We start from the raw sequence: 24,363 nt of genomic DNA on the forward strand, positions 1-24,363 counted from the left end.
TCTGAAAGATCGCGACACACTTTAGTCTGCCATACTCCCGCAAGGGCTGCTTTTCCAGCTTTTTTAGCTTCTGCCGAAAAGCCGTTCGATATCGCTGAGCTTCAATTCGATATAGGTCGGCCGGCCGTGATTACATTGGCCGGAGCCGGGCGTCACTTCCATCTCCCGCAGCAGCGCGTTCATTTCCTCCGGCCGCAATCGCCGTCCGGAGCGCACCGACCCGTGGCAGGCCATGGTCGCCGCCACATATTCGAGCTTGGCCGATAGGCCTGACGCCGTGTCCCATTCGGCAATCTCGTCGGCGAGCTGGCGGATCAGGCCATGCGCATCGACCTCGCCGAGCATCGCCGGCGTCTCGCGCACGGCGATCGCACCGGGGCCGAAACGCTCGATCGCCAGGCCGAGTTCGGAAAGCTCGGCGGCATGCTGCATCAGCCGGTCGCAATCCTCTTCCGGAATATCGATGATCTCGGGGATGAGCAGCACCTGCGAGGCCAGCCGCTTCGAATGCAGCGCCTTGCGCATCGCTTCGAAGACCAGCCGCTCATGCGCGGCATGTTGATCGACGATGACGAGCCCGTCCTCGGTCTGGGCGACGATGTAGTTTGCGTGGATCTGCGCCCGTGCCGCGCCGAGCGGATACCGTGCATTTGGTTCGGGCGCTGCCGGCTGCGGCGAAAACTGCGGCTCGGCTCGCGCCGTCGGCATAGAAAGTCCGTCGAAGGACGCCTGGGGCCGCTCGCCGAAACCCGTTGTCGGCTGATACGGCCGGGAGGGCGAAGTTTCGGCCGACCATGCCGTTTGCGGCCGCTGGCTATTCGGCTGGAAGCCGGGGCGGAAGGAACGCAGCATGTCGCTCGCTCCGGTCGTCGCCGCCCGGCTGCCGTCACGCGCCAAGGCCTCGCGGATGGCGCCGACAATCAGGCCGCGCACCAGGCCCGGGTCGCGGAACCGCACGTCGGATTTTGCCGGATGCACGTTGACGTCGACGAGAGCGGGATCGAGCGTGATCGACAGCACCGCCACCGGATGGCGTCCGGAAGGGATCGTCTCGGCATAGGCGCCGCGGATCGCCGAGAGGATCAGCTTGTCCTGCACCGGCCGGCCATTGACGAAGGCGTATTGATGGGCGGAGTTGCCGCGATTGAAGGTTGGCACACCGGCAAAGCCGGTAAGCGAGATCTCTTCGCGTACGGCGTCGAGCGCAATGGCGTTGTCGCGGAATTCCTTGCCGAGCACCTGCGCCATGCGCGCCAGATGATCATCGCCGGTCGCCGGGAATTCCAGCGTCGTGCGGTCCGAGCCCGACAGCACGAAGCGCACGGCCGGAAAGGCGATCGCCATGCGCTTGACGATCTCGGTGATGGCGCCAGCCTCGGCTTTCTCCGTCTTCAGGAATTTGAGGCGGGCCGGTGTGGCAAAGAACAGGTCGCGCACTTCGACGATCGTCCCTGGGTTAGCGGCAGCCGGCCGCATATGCGCGATCTTGCCGCCGGCAACGGCGATCTCGTGGCCGCCGGCGCTGTCGCGTCTGCGGCTTGCAATGCTGAGCCTTGCAACCGAGCCGATCGAGGGCAGCGCCTCGCCGCGGAAGCCGAGCGTGCGGATATCCTCGAGCGTCTCGGAGATCTTCGAGGTGCAGTGACGCCTGACCGCCAGCTCCAGGTCGGCAGCATCCATGCCGGAGCCATTGTCGCTGACGCGCAGCAGCGCCTTGCCGCCGCCAGCCGTGGCGATTTCGATGCGCGTCGCGCCCGCGTCGAGCGCGTTTTCGATCAGTTCCTTGGCAGCGCTCGCCGGCCGTTCGATGACTTCGCCGGCGGCGATCTGGTTGATGAGCGTTTCGGAGAGCTGTATGATGGCCATGGGCTATTTTCGGGGATTCGCGGGCCGGAGGGAAGGGGTTTCGATGCGCTTTCCCAAAGCGTGATCACGGCCATCCCCGAATTTGGGGGTGGCTAGTGTTAAGCCGGTTTTAACATAAAAATGGCATTTCTAATCACATACTTCCGGAAGCTGTGAAATCGAACAGATGTGGGACGCAACAGAATGAGTGCCGGCTTCGAAAAGGCGGACACATCATCAGAAATCGATGGGTCTCCCGCCGAGGCCGATCTGCAGACGGCGCTTTTCGATGTGGTGTGCGACAGCCTTTCCGCAGCTTTCATCATCTACGACAAGAACGATCATCTGATCTTCGCAAGCCGCCAGACCCTCGAATTCTTTCCGCTGCCCGCCGAAATGCTGAAGCCGGGCACACGGCTTCGCGATTTCCTCGGCGCAATGTACGACACCGGCATTCGCCAGCAGTATGATGTCAGGCAGGGCGGCTCTCTGAGCCGCGAAGACTGGCTGTCGGAGAAAATCGCCTCTCATTGGCGCGAACGCTTCGACGCCGTCGAGCGCCATGGCACCGACAGCTGGGTCCGCTTCGTCAAGCGCAGGCTGCCGGGCGGCTACGGCGTCACCATCATCTCCGACATTTCCGAGAACAAGAAGCGCGAAGAGCAATGGCGCTCCGATCTGGAGCGCGTGCAGCTCACCGAGGACATTCTCGACAATCTGCCGTTTCCGCTTTTCGTCAAGGATCGCAACCTCACCTATGTCGCGGTGAATCTCGCCTTCTGCGAGAAATATCAGACGAGCGCTGACGAGGTGCTCGGCCGTAAGAGCGGAGATCTTTTTTCAGAGGAGATCGCCAAGCGCTTCGAGGAGAGCGATCGCCACGTGCTGGAGACCGGCGAGATGTCCGTCTCCCGCCAGCGTCAGATCTCCCGCGACGGCATCGAGCGCGACATCGTCAGCCGCAAGCACCGCATCGGCAAGCCCGGCCGCTATTTCCTGGTGTCGACCATGCAGGACCTGCCGCGCGACGGCGCCGATCTCGACGAGTTCGGCCAAGCGTCCGCGATCACCGCCTCCAGCAATCAAAGCTATCGCCGGGCCTATGTGCCGGTACCAACCGGCGTCGAGCGGCGCGAACCAGCGGCGATGGAAGCGATCGTTCCGGAGAATTTCTCCGGCCGCAAGGTCCTCGTCGTCACTGCCGACCTCGCGGCCGAGACAGCCGCGCTGCGGACACTGACGAAATACGGCTTCGAATCCTCCTCGGTCCGCGGCGAGGACGAAGAGGAGCGGTTCCTGGAAATCGCCACCTCCTCCGGCATCTCGCTCGATCTTTTGATCATCGACAACCAGATGGGCATGCGCTGCCTCGAGCTTGCCGAGCAATATGGCATCCCGGCGCTCGTCATGGACGGCTTCCAGATCGCCAACGAGCTCACATTCCAGATCGCCCGCCATTTCAATCGCAACAGCCGCAGCGCCGCCGGTTCGGATGCGGATTGGGAAATCAGCACGTCCGACGATGTGGTCGGCCTGCAGATTCTTGTCGCCGAAGACAACGATATCAACCAGATCGTCTTCTCGCAGATCCTCGAAGGCCTCGGCTACCGCCATATGCTTGCGGCGACCGGCGACGAGGCCGTGCGCCTCTGGGCGGAGCACCGGCCGCAGATCGTACTGATGGATATTTCCCTGCCGGGTTTCAACGGTTTCGAGGCCGCCCGCCTCATCCGGCAGATGGAGGAAACCGGCGACGGAACCCGCACCCCGATCATCGGCGTGCTCACCCAGGCCTTCGAGCGCGACCGTGCCGAATGCGTCAAATCAGGCATGGACGACGTCATCATGAAACCCGTCAGCCCGGACATGCTCGAGATGGTATTTCAGAAGTACCTAATGGGCGAAGCTTTGCGGGCGCGAAACTAAGGCATGTCGCGCAAAAGTGTGCAGCGGTTTTGCGCTAACGACATGCGTAAAAACAAAGACCTAAAGCGCGAGGAGCGAATCTGAAGGATCGCGACGCGCTTTAGAGCAATTTCAGGAAAAGTGTGAAGCGGTTTTCCGTCCGGAATTGCGTAAAACAAAAAGTTAGAGCGGTTCGGCGCTTCCATGAGAAGCTGAACCGCTCTAACCGAAATACCCGTCAACTCCCTAGATTTTGGGCGTTCTAGGCGGCAGAGGCCGCTGATTTCCTATCGAATTATTAAGACATGCCGGTCATTCTTTTGCATAGCTGCGGGGGAAAGCTCGGGTTTGCATGATAAAATCGGCGGAAATAGCTTTCTTGACCGTGGGTCAGAATGAGCTTCAGGCGATGGCCTACACCGATCCGCTGACCGGATTGGGAAACCGCAATCGCATGCGGGACAAGGTCTTGCAGATCTCTTCCGAGCGCGCCAGCGATCCGGCCCCCTTCACCATCGGCATCGTCAACCTCGACAGCTTCAAGCCGATCAACGACCTCTTCGGCTCGACGGCCGGCGATGAAATCCTCTGCCAGGTCGCCCATCGTCTCAGGGCCTGTATTCCTGATGGCGCGCTTGTTACCCGCCACGATGGTGACGAATTCGCCTTCGTGCTGCCGTTGATCTTCGAGCGGGCGAGTGCCGAGAAATTCGGCCAGATGATCCGCGAGGTGCTATCGGCCCCCTATGACCTCGGTGACCGCAACGTCCGTCTCTCCGCTTCCCTCGGCTTCTCCATATATCCGTTCGCCGGAGAGGATTGCGAGGAACTGCTGAAGAGCGCCGAAACCGCCCTCTACCGTTCCAAGCGCCGCGGTCGCGGCCAGATCACCGTCTATTCGCGCGAGATCGCGCAGGAAATGAAACGCGCGACGCAGCTGGAGCAGGCGCTCAGAAACGCTATCATCTCGGATGCGATCGACGTGCATTTCCAGCCGATCGTCTCGCTGTCCAACAATCAGGTCGTCGGCTTCGAGGCGCTCGCCCGCTGGAACGACCCCGATCTCGGCTTCGTGTCGCCCGGCGTCTTCGTGCCGCTCGCCGAAGAGCGTGGCTTCATCGATGCGCTGTCGGAGGCGTTGCTGCGTAAAGCCGCCGAAGCAGCACTTTCCTGGCCGCGCGAACTCTTTCTGTCGTTCAATCTATCCTCGGCCCAGCTGATGGATCCGGGCACGAGCAGCAGCGTCCTGTCGATCCTCGGGCGCGTTGGCTTCGATCCGCATCGCCTGGAACTGGAGATCACCGAGACCGCGGTGATGAGTTCGGCCGATACCGCTCATCGCATCATCGCCGATCTGCGCGCCGCCGGTGTGCGCATCTCGCTCGACGATTTCGGCACCGGCCAGTCGAGTCTCGGACGCTTGCGCGACTTCATCTTCGACAAGATCAAGATCGACCGTGCCTTCGTCTCGCGCATCAATTCCGATCGCGCCTCCGAACACATCATCAAGGCGATCCTTACCATGTGCGAGGGTTTGGAGCTGGAGGTCGTGGCGGAAGGCATCGAGGATTATGCGGAGGCAGTGAAGTTGCGCATGCTCGGCTGCGGCATGGGCCAGGGCTATCACTTCGGCCGTCCGGCCGATGGTATCGCCACGCTACGCTTCCTGCACGAGAACTACTACGATCCGACCGTGATGGAGCGCGTCAGCGCATAAAGCGATGGCGCCCCTAGCAGCGCCATCGCCTACGCTATACTACCGCGCACGGATTACTTAGGCGTGGTCGAGCCGGTCGCCGTGGTATCGGTACCGGTTGCAGCCGGAGCCTTTTCGGCCGACTGCATTGCCAGCGTCTTGAACTCAGGTGCGGCCTTCAGCGATTCAGCCGTTTCGCTTGTCGTCAGCTTGACGCTGCCGTCCTGGGTGTTCTGCGCGACGGTGATCTTTTCCATCGGCACGGCGACATTCTTTTCGCCGATGCCGAGGAAGCCGCCGACACCAACGATTGCAGCAACGAAGCCGCCGTCCTTCTTCAGGATCAGGTCGTTGACGCTGCCGATGCTTTCATTGTTGCCGTTATAGACCGACTGGCCGATATAGGTATTGGCACTGATCTGATCCGGAGACTGCTCCGTCAGATAGCCGGCCTGAGCCGTGTCTGCCGTCGGTGCTGCGGCCGGAGCCTGTGCGGCATCGCCTGCAGGCTTGGTGACATCAGGCGTCATCGGCTTCGGGGCTGCCGGATCGGCGGGAGCCGCCTGGGTCGGAGCGGCGGGGTCCGCAGGCTGCGGGGCCGTCTGCGAGAATGCCGCCGGTGCGAAAGCCGTGGCAAACAGGGCGCCAGCGGCAACGGTCGTCAAAAGTTTGCGTGTCATTTCGAACCTACCTTCGTTTTTCCCTAGAGTGATCGCTGGCCCGGCAGCACCTGTTTCCCAGGTATGATTGCCGCGCCGGTTCGAAAGGAAAATGACTGGTGGGCCGATTGGTTCCGGTTGAAAACACGGAAAATTTCTCGATTTTCACGGAACATTTATCGAAGAACCGCCGCCAAAACGAGAAAAGGCGCCCCGGTCGGGAGCGCCTCTGGTGGCCGCATATCACCCGTGATCAGATCACATAGACCGGATCGAACACGCCTTTGACGTCGATGCCGAGTTCCAGCAGCGCGCCGGCACTGGGCTGCGCGGAACGGGCGTCCTCGTCCAATCCTTCCCAGGCGGTCGTTACCGCCAGCCGGTCGGCATTGACGCCGATGAAGGCAGGGCAGGAGGGCTGGACGGCGGGAACCTTGTAGCGCGAGATGCGCAGCCCGTCCGGACTATAGCGGTCGACGACGCCGGCGCCCCAGCGCGCATTCCACAAATAGCCGTCGGCATCGACCACCGAGCCGTCGATGTCGCCGGGGTCATTCATGCTGTCGACGAGCACGATCGGCTCGCCCGAGGGTAGGCCGGTCAACGGATCGACCATGACGCGCATCAGCCGATTGATGCGGGAATCCGTATAATAGCCGACCGTGCCGTCAGGCGAGAAGCAGATCGAATTCGGGATGCTGATGCCGTTGAAGATCTTCGTCACCTTGCCGGAGGCGAGATGATAGATGGCGCCGGCCTGGTTTTCCGCCCGCTTGCTCATCGTGCCGATCCAGAGCGCGCCGGAAGGATGGGTGCGGCCGTCGTTCGAACGGTTTTCCGGCCTGTCGTTTTCGAGCGCGGCATAGAAGGTGAGGTTGCCGCTTGCGATGTCGCGCACGAAAAGCCCTTCTTCCGTCGCGATCAGCTGCCGCCCGGCATCGATGCGGGCAAGAACGCTCGCCATGACAGGCAGCGGATGCACCTTTTTCGCGCCTGTCGAAAGATTGAGCTCGTGCAGTTCCTTGCCGAGGATGTTGAACCACCAGACGGTATTGCTGTCCGGATCATAGGTCGGGCCTTCGCCGAGAACGGAATTGGTATTGCAAAGTGTTTTGCCCTCGAACTCATAAATATCGGTCATACGTTCACGCTCCCAATGGCTGCATCATAGGCGTAAATGGTCGCCTTGGCGCGCTCGGCAACCTCTGACGCGGTCATTCCTGGCTTATAGATGCTGGTGCCGAGGCCGAAGGAGAAGATGCCGGCCTTGGTGTAATCGCCGAAATTCTTGTCCGACACACCGCCGACCACGGCAATCGTGAGCTCCGGCGGCAGGATTGCCCGGATCGCCGTGATGCCGGACGGACCAAGCACGCTGGCCGGAAAGAATTTGAGACCGGTGGCGCCGGCGCGCGCAGCCGCCAGCGCCTCGGTCGGCGTAAAGACGCCCGGCATCGTCACCATGCCGTATTCGCGCGCCCGGATGATCACCTCGGGCTCGACATTCGGGGTGACGAGCAGCTTGCCGCCGGCCGCATGCAGGCTGTCGACCGCCTCGACGGTCAGCACCGTGCCGGCGCCGATCAGCACCTCGGCCGGCGCCATCTTTGCGGCGATCTCGATGGATTTGAATGGTTCCGGCGAGTTAAGCGGAATCTCGATCGCCGTCAGGCCATTTTCGATCAGAGCACCGACGACGCTTTCGGTCTCGTCAGGCCGGATGCCGCGAAGGATGGCGATCAGCGGGCGCTTCATGTCGGGGAAGGGGATACGGTTCATCGTGTCAGCTTTCTCAATTCGGCCAGATGGCTTCGGCGGCAGCCGAAAGCCCGCGGCGCACGGCGGCGTCGGCGTCGATGGCGGTGAAGGCAAGGGAGAGGGTTCCGAAGGCTTGTTCGTAGAGCGCCTGCAGGCGCCCGGAGGCGACGAGGGTGATGGTGGTGCCGTTTGCCGCATCCTGCAGCGCCCCGGCGATTTCGAGGCCGATCAGCGTACCGGAAAGCCGGGCTTGCGCGGCAGCGGCGGATATGCTGTGCAGGAGTTGGCCGGACCGGGCGGCAAAGAGCAGGTTGGAGGCCAGGGCCGGGCGTGCGAAAGCGGCCGAGACCGCGGCCTCGAAGGCTGCCGCATCCGCCGGCTGCTCTCCCGCGCCGGCAACGGCATGCGAAAGGATCGTGTGTTTGCTGATGACGTCGAAAAGCTCGCCGGTCATGAAGGTCGAAAAGCCGGTGACCTTGGCGTCCGTCACATGCACCCATTTTGAATGCGTGCCGGGCATGCAGACAGCCTGCGCCCCCGAGCTTGCGCGGCCGAGCGCGCCGAGAAGCTGGGTTTCCTCACCGCGCATGACGTCGGGCATCGCGATGTCCCGCTGGGCAAGGCCCGGCAGGATGCGGATGTCGCGGCTTTCGCCTGGCACGGAGACCGCCCCCGTGAGGATCGAGGCAAGCGGGGCGGGCACGTCGATATAACCGGCCTCGACCCAGCCCTGCCTTGCGCCGGCCATGCCGCAGACGATCACCGGCAGGTTTTCCGGCGCCTCGATGGCGGTGAGATGGCTGGCAAGCACGGCGGAAAAGCCGGTCTTTGCCGCGCTCGTCATGCCTTCGCCGCTGCGGCGTTCGGCAAGGACGGTGCCGTCCCTGCCGATCAGCCACAGCCGAAAGCTGCTGGTGCCCCAGTCCACCGCGACATAAGCGGGATTTGCCATTACAGAACGCCTCCATCGACAATCAGGGACTGGGCGGTCATCGCCGCCGCGCAGTCGGATGCAAGAAACAGGCAGGGACCGACGATCGCATCGGGTTTGAGCGCAACCTTCAGGCACTGGTCCTCGACCGAGCGCGCAATGCTCTCCTCGGTGAGCCAGTGCTGCATCTGCCGTTCGGTGACCACCATGCCGGGCAGGATGCAGTTGACCCGGATGCTCTCCGGCCCGAGCCTGCCCGCCAGGCTCTTCGTCAGCCCGACGACCGCCGCCTTGGCTGCCGCATAGGCGGGAAAGCCGCCCATGTTCAGCTTGAAGGCGATCGACGACATATTGATGATCGCCCCGCCGCCGGCCGTCCGCATCGACGGCACGACTGCCTGCGAGGTAAAGAACACATGCTTGAGGTTGACCGCCTGGTTGTTGTCCCAATAGGCCTCGGTCACCGCGTCGAATTCATGGCGGTCGTCCCAGGCGGCATTGTTGACCAGCACGCGGATCGGCCCAGAGCTCGCAATAACGCTATCGACCGTACGCCGGATCGCTTCGATGTCGCGCAGATCGGCGTGGTAAAAGGAGACCGGATGCGTGGTCTCCCGCGATAGCCTTTCGGCGAGCTCGCGGCCGGCGGCCTCGGCGATATCGATGAACGAGACCTTGGCGCCTTGGCGCGCGAAACCTTCGACGATCGCAGCACCGATGCCCGATCCACCGCCGGTCACCAGCACGGCTCGGTCTTTGAACTCGGGGAATTGTGCTGCTGGCATCATGGTCACCGTCGCCTCCCGACCTTATCATTGTTCCATTATTTGGAACTTAATTTGACTATATGGAATTATCGAATTACAGTGCCCTTTCTGTCAAGGGTGGATGAAGCGATGAATTCAAACGGCGACGGCGCAGCACTCGCACGCGAGACCGGTACGCTCGGCAAACTGATGGTTCTGCTCGATCTTGTCACCCATGCGGATGCGCCGCTGCGTTTCACCGATATTCTGGCTCTCGCCGGCCAGCCGCGCGGCACGCTGCATCGCCAGCTGAGCCACCTGGTGGAGGAAGGGCTGATCGAGCTCGATGGTGACGGCCGCTATGCGCCAGGCCTGCGCCTGCTTGATTTCGCCGCGCGCAGCTGGGCGCGCAACGAATTCCGCTTGATCGCCGAGCCGCACCTCGCGGATCTGCAGCGGGCGACCGGCGAGACGGTGCATCTCGGCGTTCTCCGCGGACAGTCGATCATCTATCTCGATAAGGTCGAAGGCCGTCAGCCGGTGCGCATGTATTCGCAGATCGGCAATGCCTCGCCCTGTTATTGCACCGGCGTCGGCAAGGCAGCCTTGTCGCTGCTGCCGGCCGAAGGCCTTGTCGATCTCGTCGCCGGCTTGAGCTTCACCAGCTTTACCGCCTCGACCCATGTCTCAGCCGAAACGCTGCTTGCCGAAATCCGCGAGATTGCCGATCAGGGCTATGCCTTCGACCGCGAGGAGCATGAGGCCGGCATCCGCTGCGTTGCCGCACCCGTCTGGTCGGAGGATCGGACCTTTATGGGTGGCATTTCGATTACCGGCCCGTCCTATCGGTTGTCGATGGAACTTCTGCACCAGTGGGCCGTTCCGGTTCAGTTGGCGGCTGGGAGGATCATGGAAGGCATGCGCGTCCGTCTCGGTCCGCGCCGCTGAGGGAAAAAATCACGATCGGCCCGCTGCTGGACGCGATCGAAGAGCATGCTTATGATGAGCGCGATATTGAGATTTGCCGACGAATCACCACAACTAGAACGGTCCGCGAAATCTACAACCAGTCACCGGCCGAACGCTCAACGCTGAAGCCGATTCCACCAGCGATCGTCTTTCCCCGATGCAATCGAAACACCCATAGCGGGCAGGTTTCGCAAACGGTTTGCCGGCCGCTGTGCCGAAGATGAAGAAATGTGATGGCACCCTTGTCGCAAACATCCACGGAAGAAGACGATTATGTTCAGGAAATAGCGGGCCTGAAGACCCAGTTCGATATTTTCCGTTTCATGAAACGGGTGACGGAAGCCTATCGCAGCCGTGCCTTCATGGTCCTCAACCTGCCGCCGATCACCTCCTTCGATCTTCAGGGCAGCACCGTCATCACCAGCTGGCCGGCCGAGCTTCTGGCTCTCTACGACCAGGAAGGCCTGATGGTGAACAGTCCGGTCCTCAGACGCCTCAGAACATCCGCGCGGCCCTTCTTCTACGACATGTCGCGTCAGAACTGGTCGCGGGACGACGGCAAGTCCATTCTCGTTACCTCGCTGTTCGAACGTTTCAAGATGATGCGTTGCGCCTATTTCCCGACTCATGAGCCCTCCGGCCTGCGCGGCGCCGTCTCTTTCGCCGGCGACCGCGAGCCCTTCAGCCCGGCCGAGATGCGCGAGCTGTGCTACATCGCCATCCACGTCTTCGACAGGCTGGCCGAGATCCGCAACCTCGATACGCGCATGACGGACACGCTGACCGACCGCGAGATTGATTGCCTCAACTGGACGGCGGCCGGCAAGACCAGTGCTGAAATCGCCGAAATCCTCACCCTCTCCGAGCACACGGTCAATCACTACCTCAACCGCGCCACCAAGAAGCTCGACACGGTCAACCGCACCCAGGCCGTCGCCAAGGCGCTACGCATCGGCCTGATCAAATAAGTTGCAAAAAACAACCGACTGCTTTCGAAGCCGCCCAGCGCGTAGGCATATCTTTCCCGCTGAGGGGCTGCCGCAAGCGCTTTTGCGCTCTTTTTCCTGATTTTCCATCTGGCACGCTTTCTGCATCTCTTCTGCGAGAGGTCCAGAGGGGACTTTGAGACCAGCGCCAGGAAATGGCGCGGCCGACACACCGCTGCCCGACGCCGATGCCGCTTTTCTCCCGGCTCTTCGGTGTCGGCGGCGGTTGTTGCGTTTTGGCACCGCTTCTTTCGCAGCTGTTGGCGATTTCATCTTCCTTGTTCACTTTTTGCTGGTCTTTTTTTCGGCTTGCGCTAGTTCGCCCCGGATTGCGCCGGTTCTCGGGGAGACCGTTGCGGCCATCAGGGCGAAAGCCCGGCGGACTTGATGGCCGCAACGGATTGCCAATTCTCCCCGGCGCTCTTTTGGCGCGCCGGATTTTCCTCCCGATGATTTTGTTTGGCGAAGGCTTCCGTCTCCACTATTTGTGATCTGCAAGAAGCAGTGAGGGTGGAATGGCCGACGTCACCAAGGAACAAGTTCTCGAAACGCTGAAGACCGTGCGTGGACCGGATCTCGAGCACGATATCGTCGAGCTCGGCATGGTCTCCGACGTCTTCATCTCCGACGGAAAGGTTTATTTCTCCATCACCGTCCCGGCCGATCGCGCCAAAGAGCTGGAGCCGATGCGGCTCGCCGCCGAGCGCGTCATCAAGGAAATGCCAGGCGTCAAGGGTGCCCTCGTCACACTGACGGCGGACAAGAAGGCCGCCGCCGTCGCTCCGGCTGCTCGCCCTGCGCCGAACCCGCCGCACGGCCATGCCGGCCACGATCACGGGGCTCACGCCCCTCAACAGCCGCCGCGCGCCGGCAAGATCGGTGTGCCCGGCATCGGCGCCATCATCGCGGTCGCCTCGGGCAAGGGTGGGGTCGGCAAGTCGACCACCGCCGTCAATCTTGCACTAGGCCTGCTCGCCAACGGTCTTCGCGTCGGCATTCTCGATGCCGACATCTACGGTCCCTCGATGCCGCGACTGCTGAAGATATCCGGCCGCCCGACGCAGATCGACGGCCGCATCATCAATCCGATGGAGAATTATGGCCTCAAGGTCATGTCGATGGGCTTCCTTGTCGACGAGGAGACGGCGATGATCTGGCGCGGGCCGATGGTCCAGTCGGCGCTGCTGCAGATGCTGCGCGAAGTCGCCTGGGGCGAGCTCGACGTCCTCGTCGTCGACATGCCGCCCGGCACCGGCGACGCGCAGCTGACTATGGCCCAGCAGGTGCCGCTTGCCGGCGCCGTCATCGTCTCGACGCCGCAGGATCTCGCTCTGATCGATGCCCGCAAGGGCCTCAACATGTTCCGCAAGGTCGAGGTGCCTGTGCTCGGCATCGTCGAGAACATGAGCTATTTCATCGCCCCTGATACCGGCACCCGCTACGACATCTTCGGCCATGGCGGCGCCCGCAAGGAGGCCGAGCGCATTGGCGTGCCCTTCCTCGGCGAAGTCCCGCTGACGATGAACATCCGCGAAACCTCCGACGCCGGCACGCCGCTCGTCGCCTCCGAGCCGAACGGCGTCGTCGCCGGCATCTATCGCGGCATCGCCGCCAAGGTCTGGGAGCAGGTCGTCGGCCAGTCCCAGCGCCCGGCACCGGCGATCGTCTTCGAATAATGCATGCCGCCCGGAAGTGTGCAGCGGTTCCGGGATAACGGCATGCATAAAACAAAATGCATGCCGCCCGGAAGTGTGCAGCGGTTCCGGGATAACGGCATGCATAAAACAAAATGCATGCCGCCCGGAAGTGTGCAGCGGTTCCGGGATAACGACAGGCATAAACCAAAGAGCTGACGCGCGTCGCATGAATCGGTTCGATGCGAGGTGCTTTAGCGAGCCGAATCACCGCGGCGGATACCCCAAATTGTGGGGGAAACGTGGTGAAAAGCCGCGCTTCACGGAAGATGTCTTGATTATTTCACGGCTTTGCTTCATATGCCGCGGCGCCATGATGGCGTTTTGCTGCAGATGCTCAATGAGGCCGTCTTCGTTTCGAAGGGTCCGGCCCGCCTGCAAGTTCGGAGTTGTCTTGTCGATCGAAGGATTGGGAACTGCGATGCGGTTGAGCACAATGCGCATGCCGGCCTTTGAGGTTGGATGCAGCCGGAGAGACGACCGGTGATTACCGTTTACTGTTCCAATTGCAAGTCGGTCGAGATCCGCGATCTGTCGCATGCCGCCTCCTTTCCCGAGGATGTCGTATGGATCGACATGATCGAGCCGACCCGCGACGAGGAACTCTATGTCGAGAAGGTTCTCGGCATCGAGGTCCCGACCAGCGACGATCTCAAGGATATCGAGCCTTCCGCCCGTCTCTATGTCGAAAAAGACGCCGTCTTCATGACCGCTTCGCTGCTCTGGAAAGCTGACACCGACGTACCGACACTGACCGACGTCGCCTTCATCCTGGCCGGAAACCGCTTGGTCACCATTCGCTACGCCCATCCCAAATCCTTTGCGCTGTTCATCGCTGCCCTCCACCGGCTGCCGGAAAACTGGCGCAGTGGTGCCGCCCTTCTCGCCAAGCTCTTGGAGACGATCGTCGACCGCACCGCCGAGATCCTCGAGATCTCCATCTCGCGCCTCGACATCTTGTCGACGCATGTCTTCGGCGATCGGGCAAGGAAGGTGCGCAAGCCTTCGAACTACCTCGAGGAGAAGTTGCGCGATATTGCCGGCCATCACCGGATGATCAGCAAGGTGCGCGACAGTCTCGGGTCGCTTGCCCGCCTGCTGACGTTCTTTCACACGATCCCGGCGATCCAGCAGGACCGCGAGGCGAAGGAGCTCTGCCGCACCGTCTCGCGCGATGTCCAGTCACTGTCGGAGCATGCTTCTTTCGTCGCCGCCAACATCACCTTCCTGCTCGATGCTTCGCTCGGGCTGATCAACATCGAGCAGAACTCGATCATCAAGATTTTCTCGATTGCCTCGGTGGTGTTCTTGCCGCCGACATTGGTCGCCTCCATCTATGGTATGAACTTTCAGGTCATGCCGGAGCTGACCTGGGTCGCGGGTTATCCCTATTCGCTGGCCCTGATGGTGATTTCAGCCGTCATCCCCTTTTTCTTTTTCCGCTGGAAAGGCTGGCTCTGAGGAGCCTGTTGCAACTTCATGTCCGAAGAGAGCCATCCGAACGAAAGCCATATGACGCCGCGAAAGCTGTTCTATCTCGCGCTGGGTTCCGTCGGTGTCGTCTACGGCGATATCGGTACCAGCCCGCTCTATGCTTTTCGCGAGGCGCTGAAGCCGGTGGCGCATGACGGCGTCACCCGTTTTGAAGTCATCAGCCTGATCTCGCTGATGATCTGGGCGCTGACGATCATCGTCACCATCAAATATGTGCTCTTCCTGCTGCGCGCCGACAACGACGGCGAGGGCGGCACGCTGTCGCTTCTTGCCCTGCTGATGAAGACCGCCAACGGCCATACCGCCGTCCTGATGCTGCTCGGCCTGATGGGTGCGGCCCTCTTCCTCGGCGATGCGATGATCACGCCGGCGCTTTCGGTGCTCTCGGCAGTCGAGGGCCTGAAGCTCGTCACACCCAGCCTCGCGGATTATATCGTGCCGATCTCGGTGGTGATCCTGGCGCTGCTCTTCGTCGTGCAATCGCGCGGCACCGGCGCCGTCGCGAGGTTCTTCGGCCCGATCACCGCCGTCTGGTTCCTCGTCATGGCCGCCGCCGGCATTTCCCATATCTCGGATGATTACGGCATTCTTGCTGCCTTCAATCCCTATTATGCCGTCAGCTTCCTGCTGCATGAGGGCTTCTACGGCGTCGTCGTGCTCGGCGCTGTCTTCCTGACGGTGACCGGTGCTGAGGCGCTCTATGCCGATCTCGGCCATTTCGGCCGCCGCCCGATCCAGTGGGCCTGGTTCCTGCTGGTTTTCCCGGCGCTGACGCTGAACTATCTCGGGCAGGGCGCGCTCGTTCTCGGCAATCCGATGACGATGTCCGATCCCTTCTATCTGATGTATCCGAAATGGGCGCTGCTGCCGGTCGTCATCCTGGCGACCGCCGCGACGATCATCGCCAGCCAGGCGGTCATCACCGGCGCCTTCTCGATGGTGCGCCAGGGCATCAACCTCGGCTTCCTGCCGCGCATGGAAATCCTCTTTACCTCGGAAACCAATACCGGGCAGATCTTCGTGCCTTCGGTCAATGCCGTGCTGTTCATCGGCGTCATCTTCCTGGTCCTGAGTTTCAAGACTTCGGACGCGCTGGCGACCGCCTACGGCATCTCCGTCACCGGAGCCATGGTCGTCACTTCGATCATGGCCTTCGAATTCGTCCGCGCCCGCTGGAACTGGTCGCTTCCGGTTGCGGTGATCGCGCTCGCGCCGCTGGTCGTGCTCGAAATGATCTTCCTCGGCGCCAACCTTTTGAAGATCCACGACGGCGGCTATATCCCGATCATGATCGCCACGGCCTTTACCGTCGTCATGTGGACCTGGCGTCGCGGCACGGCGATCCTGATGGAAAAGACCCGCCACACCGATATTCCGCTTGCCTCCTTCGTCAGCTCGATCGAGCGCAAGAGCGAACATTCGCCGGCCCAGGTTCCAGGCACCGCGATCTTCCTGACCAGCGATCCGGAATCCGCCCCCGCCGCCTTGCTGCACAATCTCAAGCACAACCACGTGCTTCACGACCGCAACGTCATCCTGACGATCCGCACGGTCAACAAACCGCGCGTCCCGAGCCAAGACCGCTACAGGGTCGAGCAGATTTCCGAGCGTTTCTCCCGTGTCGAACTGCTCTTCGGCTTCATGGAATCGCAAAACGTCTCGCAGGCCCTGGCGACGCTGCGCAAGACGGGACTGAAATTCGACATCATGTCGACCTCCTTCTATCTCGGCCGCCGCAAGCTGGTGCCGGACGCCAAGTCGGGCATGCCCTACTGGCAGGACCGGCTCTACATCGCGCTCGCCAACGCCGCCGCCAACCCCTCGGACTACTTCCGCCTGCCGGCCAACCGCGTGGTGGAACTCGGCTCGCACGTTATTATTTGATGAGTGGGGCAAAGACCCCGCCCCGAACCCCTCCCCACAAGGGGGAGGGGCTTAATCTGCCGCTCCGGCGCTTCCCACTTCATCGTTTCATCCGCAGAAAGGCTGATGTTTGTTGCGTGCGAGCGCCGCAAATTAGTCCCTCCCGCTTGTGGGGAGGGGTTGGGGAGGGGACTTTCGCAAGGTGGGGAGGGGACTTTCACAAAGCTGCGACACACCTCACTTCACGAAATTACCAGCCACATTAGAACATCCAAAAGTTCTCACGGTCACATTTCGGCACAGCCCGTTAACCGGACATCAAGGTTAATGCGAGATTTTCAATGGAATGTTCCCGCGTTCCATGCCGGAGTCCGTGTTGCGTCGAAAGAGCCCTTCCCGTAGCAAGCTGCGTCTTATTCCCGAGAATTGGGTGTCGCCCGTCATCTTCGGTCTCGCCGGCTGGCTGATTTTCCCGAGCGTCGCCTCCCATGCCGATCTCGCTGCCATGCTTGCCGGCCTCGATCATGAGGGTGAGAGCTGGCGCATGGTGCTGACCAATTCGCCGGCCGGCTCCATCCACCAGGCCGAACTCGCCTTCGCCGAGCCGATGGTGACGGGTTCGATCTCTGCCGGTGCCGGCATGGTGCTGCCCGATGGCCGCAAGGTCGCCTTCACCGCCAACGACAAGGGCACTGCCAAGGATAGGGGCCACGAGGACACGCCGGACGAGGATCGCGTCAATCGCCGCACCAAGAAGGGGCGCGTCGTCGCCGTCGAGCAGATGCAGCCGCCGAAGGATTTTTCCGCCGGCTCGATCCTCGAACGTACCAAGATGCTCTTCACCCCGAGCTTCGATCTCAAGGACCGCTCGGCCTTCGTCAAGCCGAAGATACAGGGCAAGGAAATCGAGATCGCCACATCTTTCTATAAGAAGCAGCCTGTCGTGACCGATAACGGCGTGCCGGCGATGCTTGCAAGCCTCATCACCAGCAACAAGGCCGATGTGCTGGCCACCGCCTATGCGCCGGCAGCACCCGACTATTCCCGCCAGTCGCCGTTCGATTCCATCCTGGCCGATCAGGACAGCGGCCGCTTCGTCCCGGAAATCGGCCCGCGCGACCACGCCTGGGCCGCAAGTGTGCTGCCGTCGAGCGTCTTTTCCGCCGGCGAGCAGCAATGCCTCGCCTCTGGTATCTATTTCGAAGCGCGCGGGGAATCGGTGAAGGGGCAGGCGGCCGTTGCCCAGGTCATCCTCAACCGCGTCCGCAATCCGGCCTATCCCCATACGATCTGCGGTGTCGTCTATCAGAACGAGGATTGGCGCAACCGCTGCCAGTTTTCCTTTGCATGCGACAGCATCAAGGACAGGGTGAACTCGGAATATCACTGGCGAGTCGCCCGTGATGTGGCGATGGCGGTGACCGCCGGCAAGATCTGGCTGCCGCAGGTAGGTTCGGCGACGCACTATCATGCCGTCTATGTCAGACCGAAATGGGCAAAGACCATGGAAAAGGTCGGCCGCATCGGACTTCATGTCTTCTATCGCACCTATGGCGGCGGCTGGAGCTGAGATAAATCGCTTGGGCAAGCCGATTTCCGGCCCGGAAAAGCGGATTCTTTCCGTCGAATTTGCGCGATCGACCCAGAGTCGATTTATCTCTTTGATTTGATGGAATTATTTTCTCGCTGGACAGAAGCTGTCTACGCCTTGACTATGCTAATCCCTAAAACTATGTTGCGCGCGACTTCAGAACGGGCCGGAAGGGTCTCAACCTTCGCGTCCGGGGTCCGAATGACCGGGGTAGCGGGAGTGCGGGCGACGGGCAGACGAGGAGAGATCCATGGCGGACGACCGCGAGGAAAGTCTTGAGAAGCGCCGTGCGCGATTGGAAGCGAAACTCGCGACCAAGCGCGTCGAGACGGGAGAGGACGAGGCCAGGGAAGCCCGTGCCGAGGTAAGCCGCAAAGGTTATGCCCAGGCGATGAAGCTTTCCAGCGAGTTCATTTCCGCAATCGTCGTCGGTGCCGTCCTTGGCTATGTCCTCGACCGTTTTGTTGGCACGGCGCCTTGGGGTTTGATTGTTCTTCTGCTTCTCGGATTTTGTGCCGGCGTTCTGAACGTGATGCGTTCTGCGGGGGTGGTGGCCCATCCCCTGGACGACGACAAGAAATAAGGACCGGTTCCGGTCTAGTGCAATGACCCCGCGTTCTGCGGGCCAAAGAGAGAGAACAAGCGGTGTCTAGCGATCCGACCCATCAGTTCCTGATCCAGAAGATTGTGCCGATCGAAATCGGCGGAATTGATTTTTCGTTTACCAATGCATCGCTCTTCATGGCCGCTTCGGCTGCCATCGCCGCAGGTTTCCTTTATTTCGCGACCTCGAACCGCGCCATTGTGCCGGGCCGTTCACAGTCGATCGCGGAAATTTTCTATGAATTCATCGCCAAAATGCTGACGGAAGGCGCGGGCAAGCAGGGACTGCAGTTTTTCCCCCTGGTCTTTTCGCTCTTCATGTTCGTGCTGACGGCGAACCTGCTCGGCATGTTCCCGTATTTCTTCACGGTGACGAGCCAGATCATCGTTACCGCCGCGCTGGCGATCCTCGTCATCGGCACGGTTGTCGTCTACGGTTTCTACAAGCACGGCTTCAAGTTTCTGAATGTCTTTGTGCCCTCGGGCGTACCGGGCATTCTGTTGCCGCTGGTCGTCACGATCGAAATCATCTCCTTCCTCTCCCGTCCGATTTCGCTCTCGGTTCGTCTTTTCGCCAACATGCTCGCCGGTCACATCACGCTGAAGGTGTTCGCAGGCTTCGTCGCCTCGCTTGGAGCCCTCGGTGCTGTCGGTGTCGGTGGAGCCGTTCTTCCTCTCATCATGACGGTCGCCCTGACCGGTCTCGAGTTCCTCGTCGCCTTCCTCCAGGCTTACGTCTTTGCGGTGCTGACTTGCATGTACCTCAATGACGCGATCCATCCGGGCGGGCACTAAGGATAACGACAACGACGTCAAAGGGCGTCAGTCATTCGCCGCAACAACCATTTCAAAGGAGTTCAACATGGAAGCGGAAGCAGCAAAGTACATCGGTGCAGGCCTGGCTTGCTTTGGTATGGCCGGTACGGCTCTCGGCCTCGGCAATATTTTCGGCAGCTACCTCTCCGGCGCTCTGCGCAATCCGTCTGCCGCTGACAGCCAGTTCGGCCGTCTGGTATTCGGCTTCGCCGTTACGGAAGCTCTGGGCATCTTCTCGCTGCTCGTCGCTCTCCTCCTCCTCTTCGCCGTCTGATACCGGCGAATAGATGGATCACGGCCTGCGATTGCAAGCCGTGATCCTTTGCATTTGCAGTCCACCTGGAGGTGAGCATGTTTTTTGTGACCCCGGCTTACGCTGAGGAAGCACCGGCGGCAGCGACGGGTACGGATGCGCATGCCGCTCCGGCCGCAGGCGAGGTCCATACCGAGACTGGTGTTGCCGAAGGCGGACACGCCCGCGGCCCCTTCCCGCCTTTCGATTCGACGACCTACGCGTCCCAGCTGCTCTGGCTGGTGATCACGTTCGGCGTCTTCTATTTGCTCATGCAAAAGGTCATCGCGCCGCGCATCGGGGCGATCCTCGATCAGCGTCACACGCGCCTCTCCCAGGATGTGGAAGAAGCAGGCCGCCTGAAGGCGGAGGCCGACGCTGCCGTTCGGACCTATGAAGGTGAACTGGCCGCTGCCCGTGCCAAGTCCAATGCGATCGGCACTGCCGCACGCGACGCTGCCAAGGCCAAGGCCGAAGAGGATCGCCGCGCCGTCGAGGCAAGCCTGTCGGAAAAGATCAAGGCTGCCGAGGTCCGCATCGGCGAGATCAAAGCGAAGGCCTTCGCCGACGTCGGCACCATTGCCGAGGAAACCGCGGCTGCCGTGGTCGATCAGCTAATCGGCGGCACCGTCGCCAAGGCCGATGTCGCCGCCGCCGTTGCGGCCGCCAAGAAGGAGGCTTGATCGATGGAATTTCTTGATGCGACTTTCTTCGCCTTTGTCGGCCTCGTCCTCTTTCTTGCGCTGGTCGTTTACCTGAAGGTTCCGGGCATGATGGCGAAGTCGCTCGACGACCGCGCCGACCAGATCCGCAACGATCTGGCCGAAGCCAAGCGTCTGCGCGAGGAAGCCCAGCACCTGCTTGTCGAATACCAGCGCAAGCGCAAGGAAGCGGAAGCCGAAGCGGCCCACATCGTTGCCGCCGCCGAACGCGAAGCCGAAATGCTGACCGCCGAAGCGAAGAAGAAGACGGAAGAATTCGTCACCAATCGCACGGCGCTGTCCGAACAGAAGATCAAGCAGGCCGAGGTCGAGGCGATGAAGGCGGTGCGTTCCGCCGCCGTCGATCTTGCTATCGCGGCCGCAGAAACCGTGCTTGCCAAGCGGGCCGACTCCAAGGTCCAGTCCGAGCTCTTCGGCAATGCTGTCGGCCAGGTCAAGACGCGGCTGAACTGAGCGTTTCGAAAAGATTGAGAGGGAAGGCCGGGCATGTCCCGGCCTTTTCTTTTGCTGGCAAGGCTTGGTCTTTACTCGTCGTGCGGAGGACTGTGGTGCCGTTGATCCGGCATTGCCACCGTCGCCTGGGTCGAGCCACGTGTCTCGTGCCGTCCTTTGGACCGTCGTAAGCAAAGGCGAAGGGCATGTCGCAACGTCTCGATTCCCTCTTCTCCCCAGCGGGGAGAAGGTGCCCGTAGGGCGGATGAGGGGGCCGGCGAAGCTGGCCTTCCCCAGCAACGCTCATACGAGCTTCGACCGCGCTGTCGTCATCTCGACTAGGTTCAGGTAGCTGTGACGTGGCGCGGCGAATAGGATAATGGGACGGATGTGCCGCGCGGCCCCTCATCCGCCTGCCGGCACCTTCTCCCCGAGGGGAGAAGAGGACATGCAGCAACCTCTCCGTTCCTCACGCGCCTTTTATAGCGCGTGTTCTGGCCTTCTCATTCTTCTTGAAGTTGACCTATTCGGAAAGCAACTCGTCCGTCTCAGGACCGTTCTCGGTCTTGCGCAACGGCCTGAAGCTCATCCGGTGGAGGGAACAGGGGCCGTGCTTCTCGATGCCAGCGCGGTGCTGCGCCGTGCCATAGCCCACATGCGCGGCAAAACCGTAATCCGGAAACACGCTATGTGCTCGCGCCATCATCCGGTCACGCGTCACCTTGGCGACAATCGAGGCGGCTGCGATCGAGACCGAGCGAGCATCGCCCTTGACCACGGCCTGTCCGGGGCAATCGAGGCCGGGCGGCACGTCGAGCCCGTCGGTCAGCACGTAGCTTGCGGGAATGGCGAGGCTGCAGATGGCGCGGCGCATGGCGTCGAGGCTTGCCTTGCGGATATCCGTCTCGTCGATACGCGTCGAACTGGAGGAGGCGATGGAGACGGTCGCAGTCGCCAGAATCTGCACGAACAGTTCCTCGCGCCGTTGCGCCGAAAGCTGCTTGGAATCGTTGAGACCCTCAGGGATGCGCCGGGGATCAAGGATGACGGCAGCAGCAACGACCGGTCCCGCCAGCGGCCCGCGGCCTGCCTCGTCGGCACCCGCGACCGGCCAGTGGCCGGCCTTGCGGGCTTTGAGTTCCAGTCGGAAATCCGGCACGAGCGGAACCGTGTCGAAAAGCAGGGGAGAATCGGGTGGCGTGCGAGGTTTCATGCGGCTGAACCTCGCACGCCAACCCGATTTCCCGCAAGTCCCCGGATCAGGGCGGCGGCCGGGGACGCTCGGGCGGATGGTGGCGGTCAGGGCCATCCGCGGGAATTGCGCTCGGGCGCGAAAACAGGGCGGTTTTCTCGAGAGCCGATGCGCAAGCTAGAAGCAATTCCAGGAAAAGTGCGGCGCGGTTTTCCGTCCGGAATTGCGTAAAAGGCTAGAAGCAATTCCAGGAAAAGTGCGGTGCGGTTTTCCGTCCGGAATTACGTAAAAACAAAATGTTAGAGCAACGACAGCTGCACGCCGCTGCCATCGGGCGGTACGAACAGATCGTCGCGCAGCGGCATGCTGCGTCGTGTCAGGCTGAAACGTCGGGCTGCCATTTCAAAGCGCCGGGCGATCTGCCAGGCATAGGGGCCGGCGCCCTTCATGCGCTTGCCGAATTCGGCATCATAATCCTTGCCGCCGCGCATCGAGCGCACCAGCGACATCACATGCCGGTAACGATCGGGGTAATGCTGCAGCAGCCAGTCGCGAAACAACGGGCTGACCTCGAGCGGCAGCCTGAGGATGACATAGCTCGCCTCGGCAGCACCGGCCGCCTTCGCCGATTCGAGAATACGCTCCAGCTCATGATCGTTCAGTGCCGGGATGAGCGGGGCGGCCAGCACAGCCGTCTGGATGCCTGCTTCGGCAAGCGTGTGGATCGTCTCCAGCCGCCGCGGCGGCGTGGCGGCACGTGGCTCCATCGTCCGGGCAAGCTTGCGATCCAGCGTGGTCACCGAGATGCCGACGCGCAGCAGGTTCTTGCTTGCCATCTCCTGCAGAATGTCGAGATCACGCAGGATCATCGCCGACTTGGTGACGATCGATACCGGATGGTTCGCCTTGTTCAACACCTCGAGGATGCCGCGCATGATGCGCCATTCCTTCTCGATCGGCTGATAGGGATCTGTATTGGTGCCGATCGCGATCACCCGCACCTTGTAGCCGGGCTTGGCGAGTTCCCGCTCCAGGAGTTTTGCCGCATCGGGCTTGGCAAACAGCTTCGTCTCGAAATCGAGCCCCGCAGAAAGCCCCATATAGGCGTGCGTCGGCCGGGCGAAGCAATAGATGCAGCCATGCTCGCAGCCGCGATAGGGATTGATCGAACGATCGAAGGGAATGTCCGGCGATTCGTTGCGGGTGATTGCCGTGCGCGGTTTCTCGATCTGCACTTCCGTCTTGAACGGCGGCAGTTCTTCCCACGTCTGCCAGCCATCGTCGACGGTCTCCCGCTGCAGCGCCTCGAACCGCCCTGTCGGGTTCAGTCCCGCCCCACGCCCGCGCCGCCGATCGACCTCGACTCTCAGACCGGAGGAAACGATCATCGCATCGGCAATATCTGCCGTATTGGCAGGCGCGAATGCGGCCTGCCCTGCCAGGGACTGCTCTCTCATCGGATTCTCCCGCGGCGGAAAGCCATCGCTCCCGCCCGTTTTGCTGATTAAATTCCTATCCGCAAAATTAGAACAATGCAAGAACAAAATGAGGAAAACGGCGCTGGCAATAATTTGTGCGGCGCATTATAAATAGTCAATGTTGACGGTTGTTCTCGAATGTCAGGATCAGGAATCTGAGCTGGCACAGACCTTATCGGTATTGGTGGCAGGCGCGGTGGAGGGGCTGGTGAGCGATGTGGTCGTGCTCGATCACGGCTCGCGCGACGGCACCTCGCGGGTCGCCGACGCCGCCGGCTGCCGCTTCCATTCGCAATGGGATATCAAGGACATCGTCCGCGCCGCCCGCGGCGAATGGCTGCTTTTCGTCGAGCCGGGTGCAAGACCCCAGGCCGGCTGGATCGACGAGGTCGCCGAATATGTGGCGCTGAACAAACTGCCGGCGCGCTTCACCGCATCGCGCGGCTACCGGCGCCCGTTCTTTCAGCGTGTCGGCCGGGCCGTGCCGCCGCTGGAACTCGGCTTTCTCCTGCCGAAGAAGCAGGCACTCGCCATCGCCAAAAGTGGCATGCGGCTCACCGAATTCGTCAAGGGCCAGAAGCCGCGCCGGCTGGCGAGTGAACTCATTCCCTCCTGGGTCGCCCGCGCTGCGCGGTAGGTGTCGCGACCCTCTCCATAGTTCGCGCAAAAGATGGCGCCCAATAGGATTTTG

Annotated in this window: 24 protein-coding genes; 14 read left to right on the forward strand and 10 right to left on the reverse strand. The window is 61.6% G+C overall.

The window, feature by feature from the left end; translation table 11 throughout:
* Positions 1–63 precede the first annotated feature (63 nt).
* The gene (gene mutL / locus J3P73_RS05200; protein WP_130771148.1) at positions 64–1,866 is read right to left on the reverse strand and encodes a DNA mismatch repair endonuclease MutL; all 1,803 of its coding nucleotides are present in this window, start codon (positions 1,864–1,866) and stop codon (positions 64–66) included.
* A gap of 183 nt (positions 1,867–2,049) precedes the next feature.
* Between mutL and J3P73_RS05205 the strand changes: the two genes are divergently transcribed.
* Together J3P73_RS05205 and J3P73_RS05210 are read left to right on the forward strand one after the other, a co-directional pair.
* The gene (locus J3P73_RS05205) at positions 2,050–3,771 is read left to right on the forward strand and encodes a response regulator (protein WP_130691363.1); all 1,722 of its coding nucleotides are present in this window, start codon (positions 2,050–2,052) and stop codon (positions 3,769–3,771) included.
* A gap of 331 nt (positions 3,772–4,102) precedes the next feature.
* Positions 4,103–5,467, forward strand: coding sequence for a putative bifunctional diguanylate cyclase/phosphodiesterase (locus J3P73_RS05210; protein WP_018070137.1), 1,365 nt, complete (start codon positions 4,103–4,105; stop codon positions 5,465–5,467).
* A 53-nt stretch (positions 5,468–5,520) separates the two neighbouring features.
* Here J3P73_RS05210 and J3P73_RS05215 read toward each other — a convergent pair whose 3' ends face one another.
* The 5 genes from J3P73_RS05215 to J3P73_RS05235 all read right to left on the reverse strand — a co-directional run bounded on the left by J3P73_RS05215 (position 5,521) and on the right by J3P73_RS05235 (position 9,582).
* Positions 5,521–6,126 (reverse strand): PRC-barrel domain-containing protein, encoded by a 606-nt coding sequence (locus tag J3P73_RS05215; protein ID WP_018483249.1) that lies wholly within the window; start codon positions 6,124–6,126, stop codon positions 5,521–5,523.
* Positions 6,127–6,358: 232 nt separating this feature from the next.
* The gene (locus J3P73_RS05220; protein ID WP_207579782.1) at positions 6,359–7,246 is read right to left on the reverse strand and encodes an SMP-30/gluconolactonase/LRE family protein; all 888 of its coding nucleotides are present in this window, start codon (positions 7,244–7,246) and stop codon (positions 6,359–6,361) included.
* A complete protein-coding gene (locus J3P73_RS05225; protein WP_207579783.1) occupies positions 7,243–7,884 on the reverse strand; it encodes a 2-dehydro-3-deoxy-6-phosphogalactonate aldolase in 642 nt (213 codons plus the stop codon). Before J3P73_RS05225 ends, J3P73_RS05220 begins: the two co-directional genes overlap by 4 nt.
* A gap of 13 nt (positions 7,885–7,897) precedes the next feature.
* Entirely contained in the window at positions 7,898–8,815 is a 918-nt protein-coding gene (locus J3P73_RS05230) for a 2-dehydro-3-deoxygalactonokinase (RefSeq protein WP_130691367.1), read from the reverse strand.
* On the reverse strand, positions 8,815–9,582 hold the full coding sequence (locus tag J3P73_RS05235) for an SDR family NAD(P)-dependent oxidoreductase (protein ID WP_197726854.1): 768 nt from the start codon (positions 9,580–9,582) through the stop codon (positions 8,815–8,817). Before J3P73_RS05235 ends, J3P73_RS05230 begins: the two co-directional genes overlap by 1 nt.
* A 108-nt stretch (positions 9,583–9,690) precedes the next feature.
* On the opposite strand from J3P73_RS05235, the gene J3P73_RS05240 reads away from it, so the two are divergent.
* Both J3P73_RS05240 and J3P73_RS05245 read left to right on the forward strand, forming a co-directional pair.
* The gene (locus J3P73_RS05240) at positions 9,691–10,488 is read left to right on the forward strand and encodes an IclR family transcriptional regulator (RefSeq protein WP_207579784.1); all 798 of its coding nucleotides are present in this window, start codon (positions 9,691–9,693) and stop codon (positions 10,486–10,488) included.
* A 254-nt stretch (positions 10,489–10,742) separates the two neighbouring features.
* A complete protein-coding gene (locus J3P73_RS05245) occupies positions 10,743–11,477 on the forward strand; it encodes a helix-turn-helix transcriptional regulator (RefSeq protein WP_130691371.1) in 735 nt (244 codons plus the stop codon).
* Here the strand turns inward: J3P73_RS05245 and J3P73_RS05250 are convergent.
* The gene (locus J3P73_RS05250) at positions 11,470–11,781 is read right to left on the reverse strand and encodes a hypothetical protein (RefSeq protein ID WP_130666611.1); all 312 of its coding nucleotides are present in this window, start codon (positions 11,779–11,781) and stop codon (positions 11,470–11,472) included. The genes J3P73_RS05245 and J3P73_RS05250 overlap by 8 nt on opposite strands.
* Positions 11,782–12,010: 229 nt before the next feature.
* Between J3P73_RS05250 and J3P73_RS05255 the strand changes: the two genes are divergently transcribed.
* On the forward strand, positions 12,011–13,171 hold the full coding sequence (locus tag J3P73_RS05255) for an Mrp/NBP35 family ATP-binding protein (RefSeq protein WP_130691373.1): 1,161 nt from the start codon (positions 12,011–12,013) through the stop codon (positions 13,169–13,171).
* A 225-nt stretch (positions 13,172–13,396) separates the two neighbouring features.
* Here J3P73_RS05255 and J3P73_RS05260 read toward each other — a convergent pair whose 3' ends face one another.
* Entirely contained in the window at positions 13,397–13,633 is a 237-nt protein-coding gene (locus J3P73_RS05260; protein WP_018495067.1) for a hypothetical protein, read from the reverse strand.
* 39 nt (positions 13,634–13,672) lie between these two features.
* On the opposite strand from J3P73_RS05260, the gene J3P73_RS05265 reads away from it, so the two are divergent.
* From J3P73_RS05265 to J3P73_RS05300, 8 genes are all read left to right on the forward strand, one after another.
* Entirely contained in the window at positions 13,673–14,650 is a 978-nt protein-coding gene (locus J3P73_RS05265; RefSeq protein WP_130691377.1) for a magnesium transporter CorA family protein, read from the forward strand.
* Between the two features lie 18 nt (positions 14,651–14,668).
* Positions 14,669–16,567 carry a potassium transporter Kup gene (locus J3P73_RS05270; protein ID WP_130691379.1) on the forward strand — a complete coding sequence of 633 codons (1,899 nt, stop codon included), beginning with the start codon at positions 14,669–14,671 and terminating at the stop codon, positions 16,565–16,567.
* Positions 16,568–16,922: 355 nt separating this feature from the next.
* Positions 16,923–18,116 (forward strand): cell wall hydrolase, encoded by a 1,194-nt coding sequence (locus J3P73_RS05275; protein WP_130691381.1) that lies wholly within the window; start codon positions 16,923–16,925, stop codon positions 18,114–18,116.
* 271 nt (positions 18,117–18,387) lie between these two features.
* Positions 18,388–18,720, forward strand: coding sequence for an AtpZ/AtpI family protein (locus tag J3P73_RS05280; protein WP_130691383.1), 333 nt, complete (start codon positions 18,388–18,390; stop codon positions 18,718–18,720).
* A 62-nt stretch (positions 18,721–18,782) separates the two neighbouring features.
* Positions 18,783–19,535 carry a F0F1 ATP synthase subunit A gene (locus J3P73_RS05285; RefSeq protein ID WP_018070122.1) on the forward strand — a complete coding sequence of 251 codons (753 nt, stop codon included), beginning with the start codon at positions 18,783–18,785 and terminating at the stop codon, positions 19,533–19,535.
* A gap of 67 nt (positions 19,536–19,602) precedes the next feature.
* Positions 19,603–19,830 carry a F0F1 ATP synthase subunit C gene (locus J3P73_RS05290; protein WP_003545854.1) on the forward strand — a complete coding sequence of 76 codons (228 nt, stop codon included), beginning with the start codon at positions 19,603–19,605 and terminating at the stop codon, positions 19,828–19,830.
* A gap of 77 nt (positions 19,831–19,907) precedes the next feature.
* Positions 19,908–20,531: a F0F1 ATP synthase subunit B gene (locus J3P73_RS05295; RefSeq protein ID WP_130691385.1), complete on the forward strand. Its 624-nt coding sequence runs from the start codon at positions 19,908–19,910 to the stop codon at positions 20,529–20,531.
* A 3-nt stretch (positions 20,532–20,534) separates the two neighbouring features.
* Positions 20,535–21,023: a F0F1 ATP synthase subunit B gene (locus tag J3P73_RS05300; RefSeq protein WP_130697707.1), complete on the forward strand. Its 489-nt coding sequence runs from the start codon at positions 20,535–20,537 to the stop codon at positions 21,021–21,023.
* Between the two features lie 502 nt (positions 21,024–21,525).
* Here the strand turns inward: J3P73_RS05300 and J3P73_RS05305 are convergent.
* Positions 21,526–22,215 carry a ribonuclease HII gene (locus tag J3P73_RS05305; RefSeq protein ID WP_018485943.1) on the reverse strand — a complete coding sequence of 230 codons (690 nt, stop codon included), beginning with the start codon at positions 22,213–22,215 and terminating at the stop codon, positions 21,526–21,528.
* A 278-nt stretch (positions 22,216–22,493) separates the two neighbouring features.
* On the reverse strand, positions 22,494–23,651 hold the full coding sequence (locus J3P73_RS05310; protein ID WP_130691387.1) for a PA0069 family radical SAM protein: 1,158 nt from the start codon (positions 23,649–23,651) through the stop codon (positions 22,494–22,496).
* Positions 23,652–23,790: 139 nt separating this feature from the next.
* Between J3P73_RS05310 and J3P73_RS05315 the strand changes: the two genes are divergently transcribed.
* Positions 23,791–24,309 (forward strand): glycosyltransferase family 2 protein, encoded by a 519-nt coding sequence (locus J3P73_RS05315; protein ID WP_130654738.1) that lies wholly within the window; start codon positions 23,791–23,793, stop codon positions 24,307–24,309.
* Positions 24,310–24,363: the final 54 nt, after the last annotated feature.

Origin of the sequence: Rhizobium ruizarguesonis (assembly GCF_017357285.1) — a bacterium.
Lineage (GTDB): Bacteria > Pseudomonadota > Alphaproteobacteria > Rhizobiales > Rhizobiaceae > Rhizobium > Rhizobium ruizarguesonis.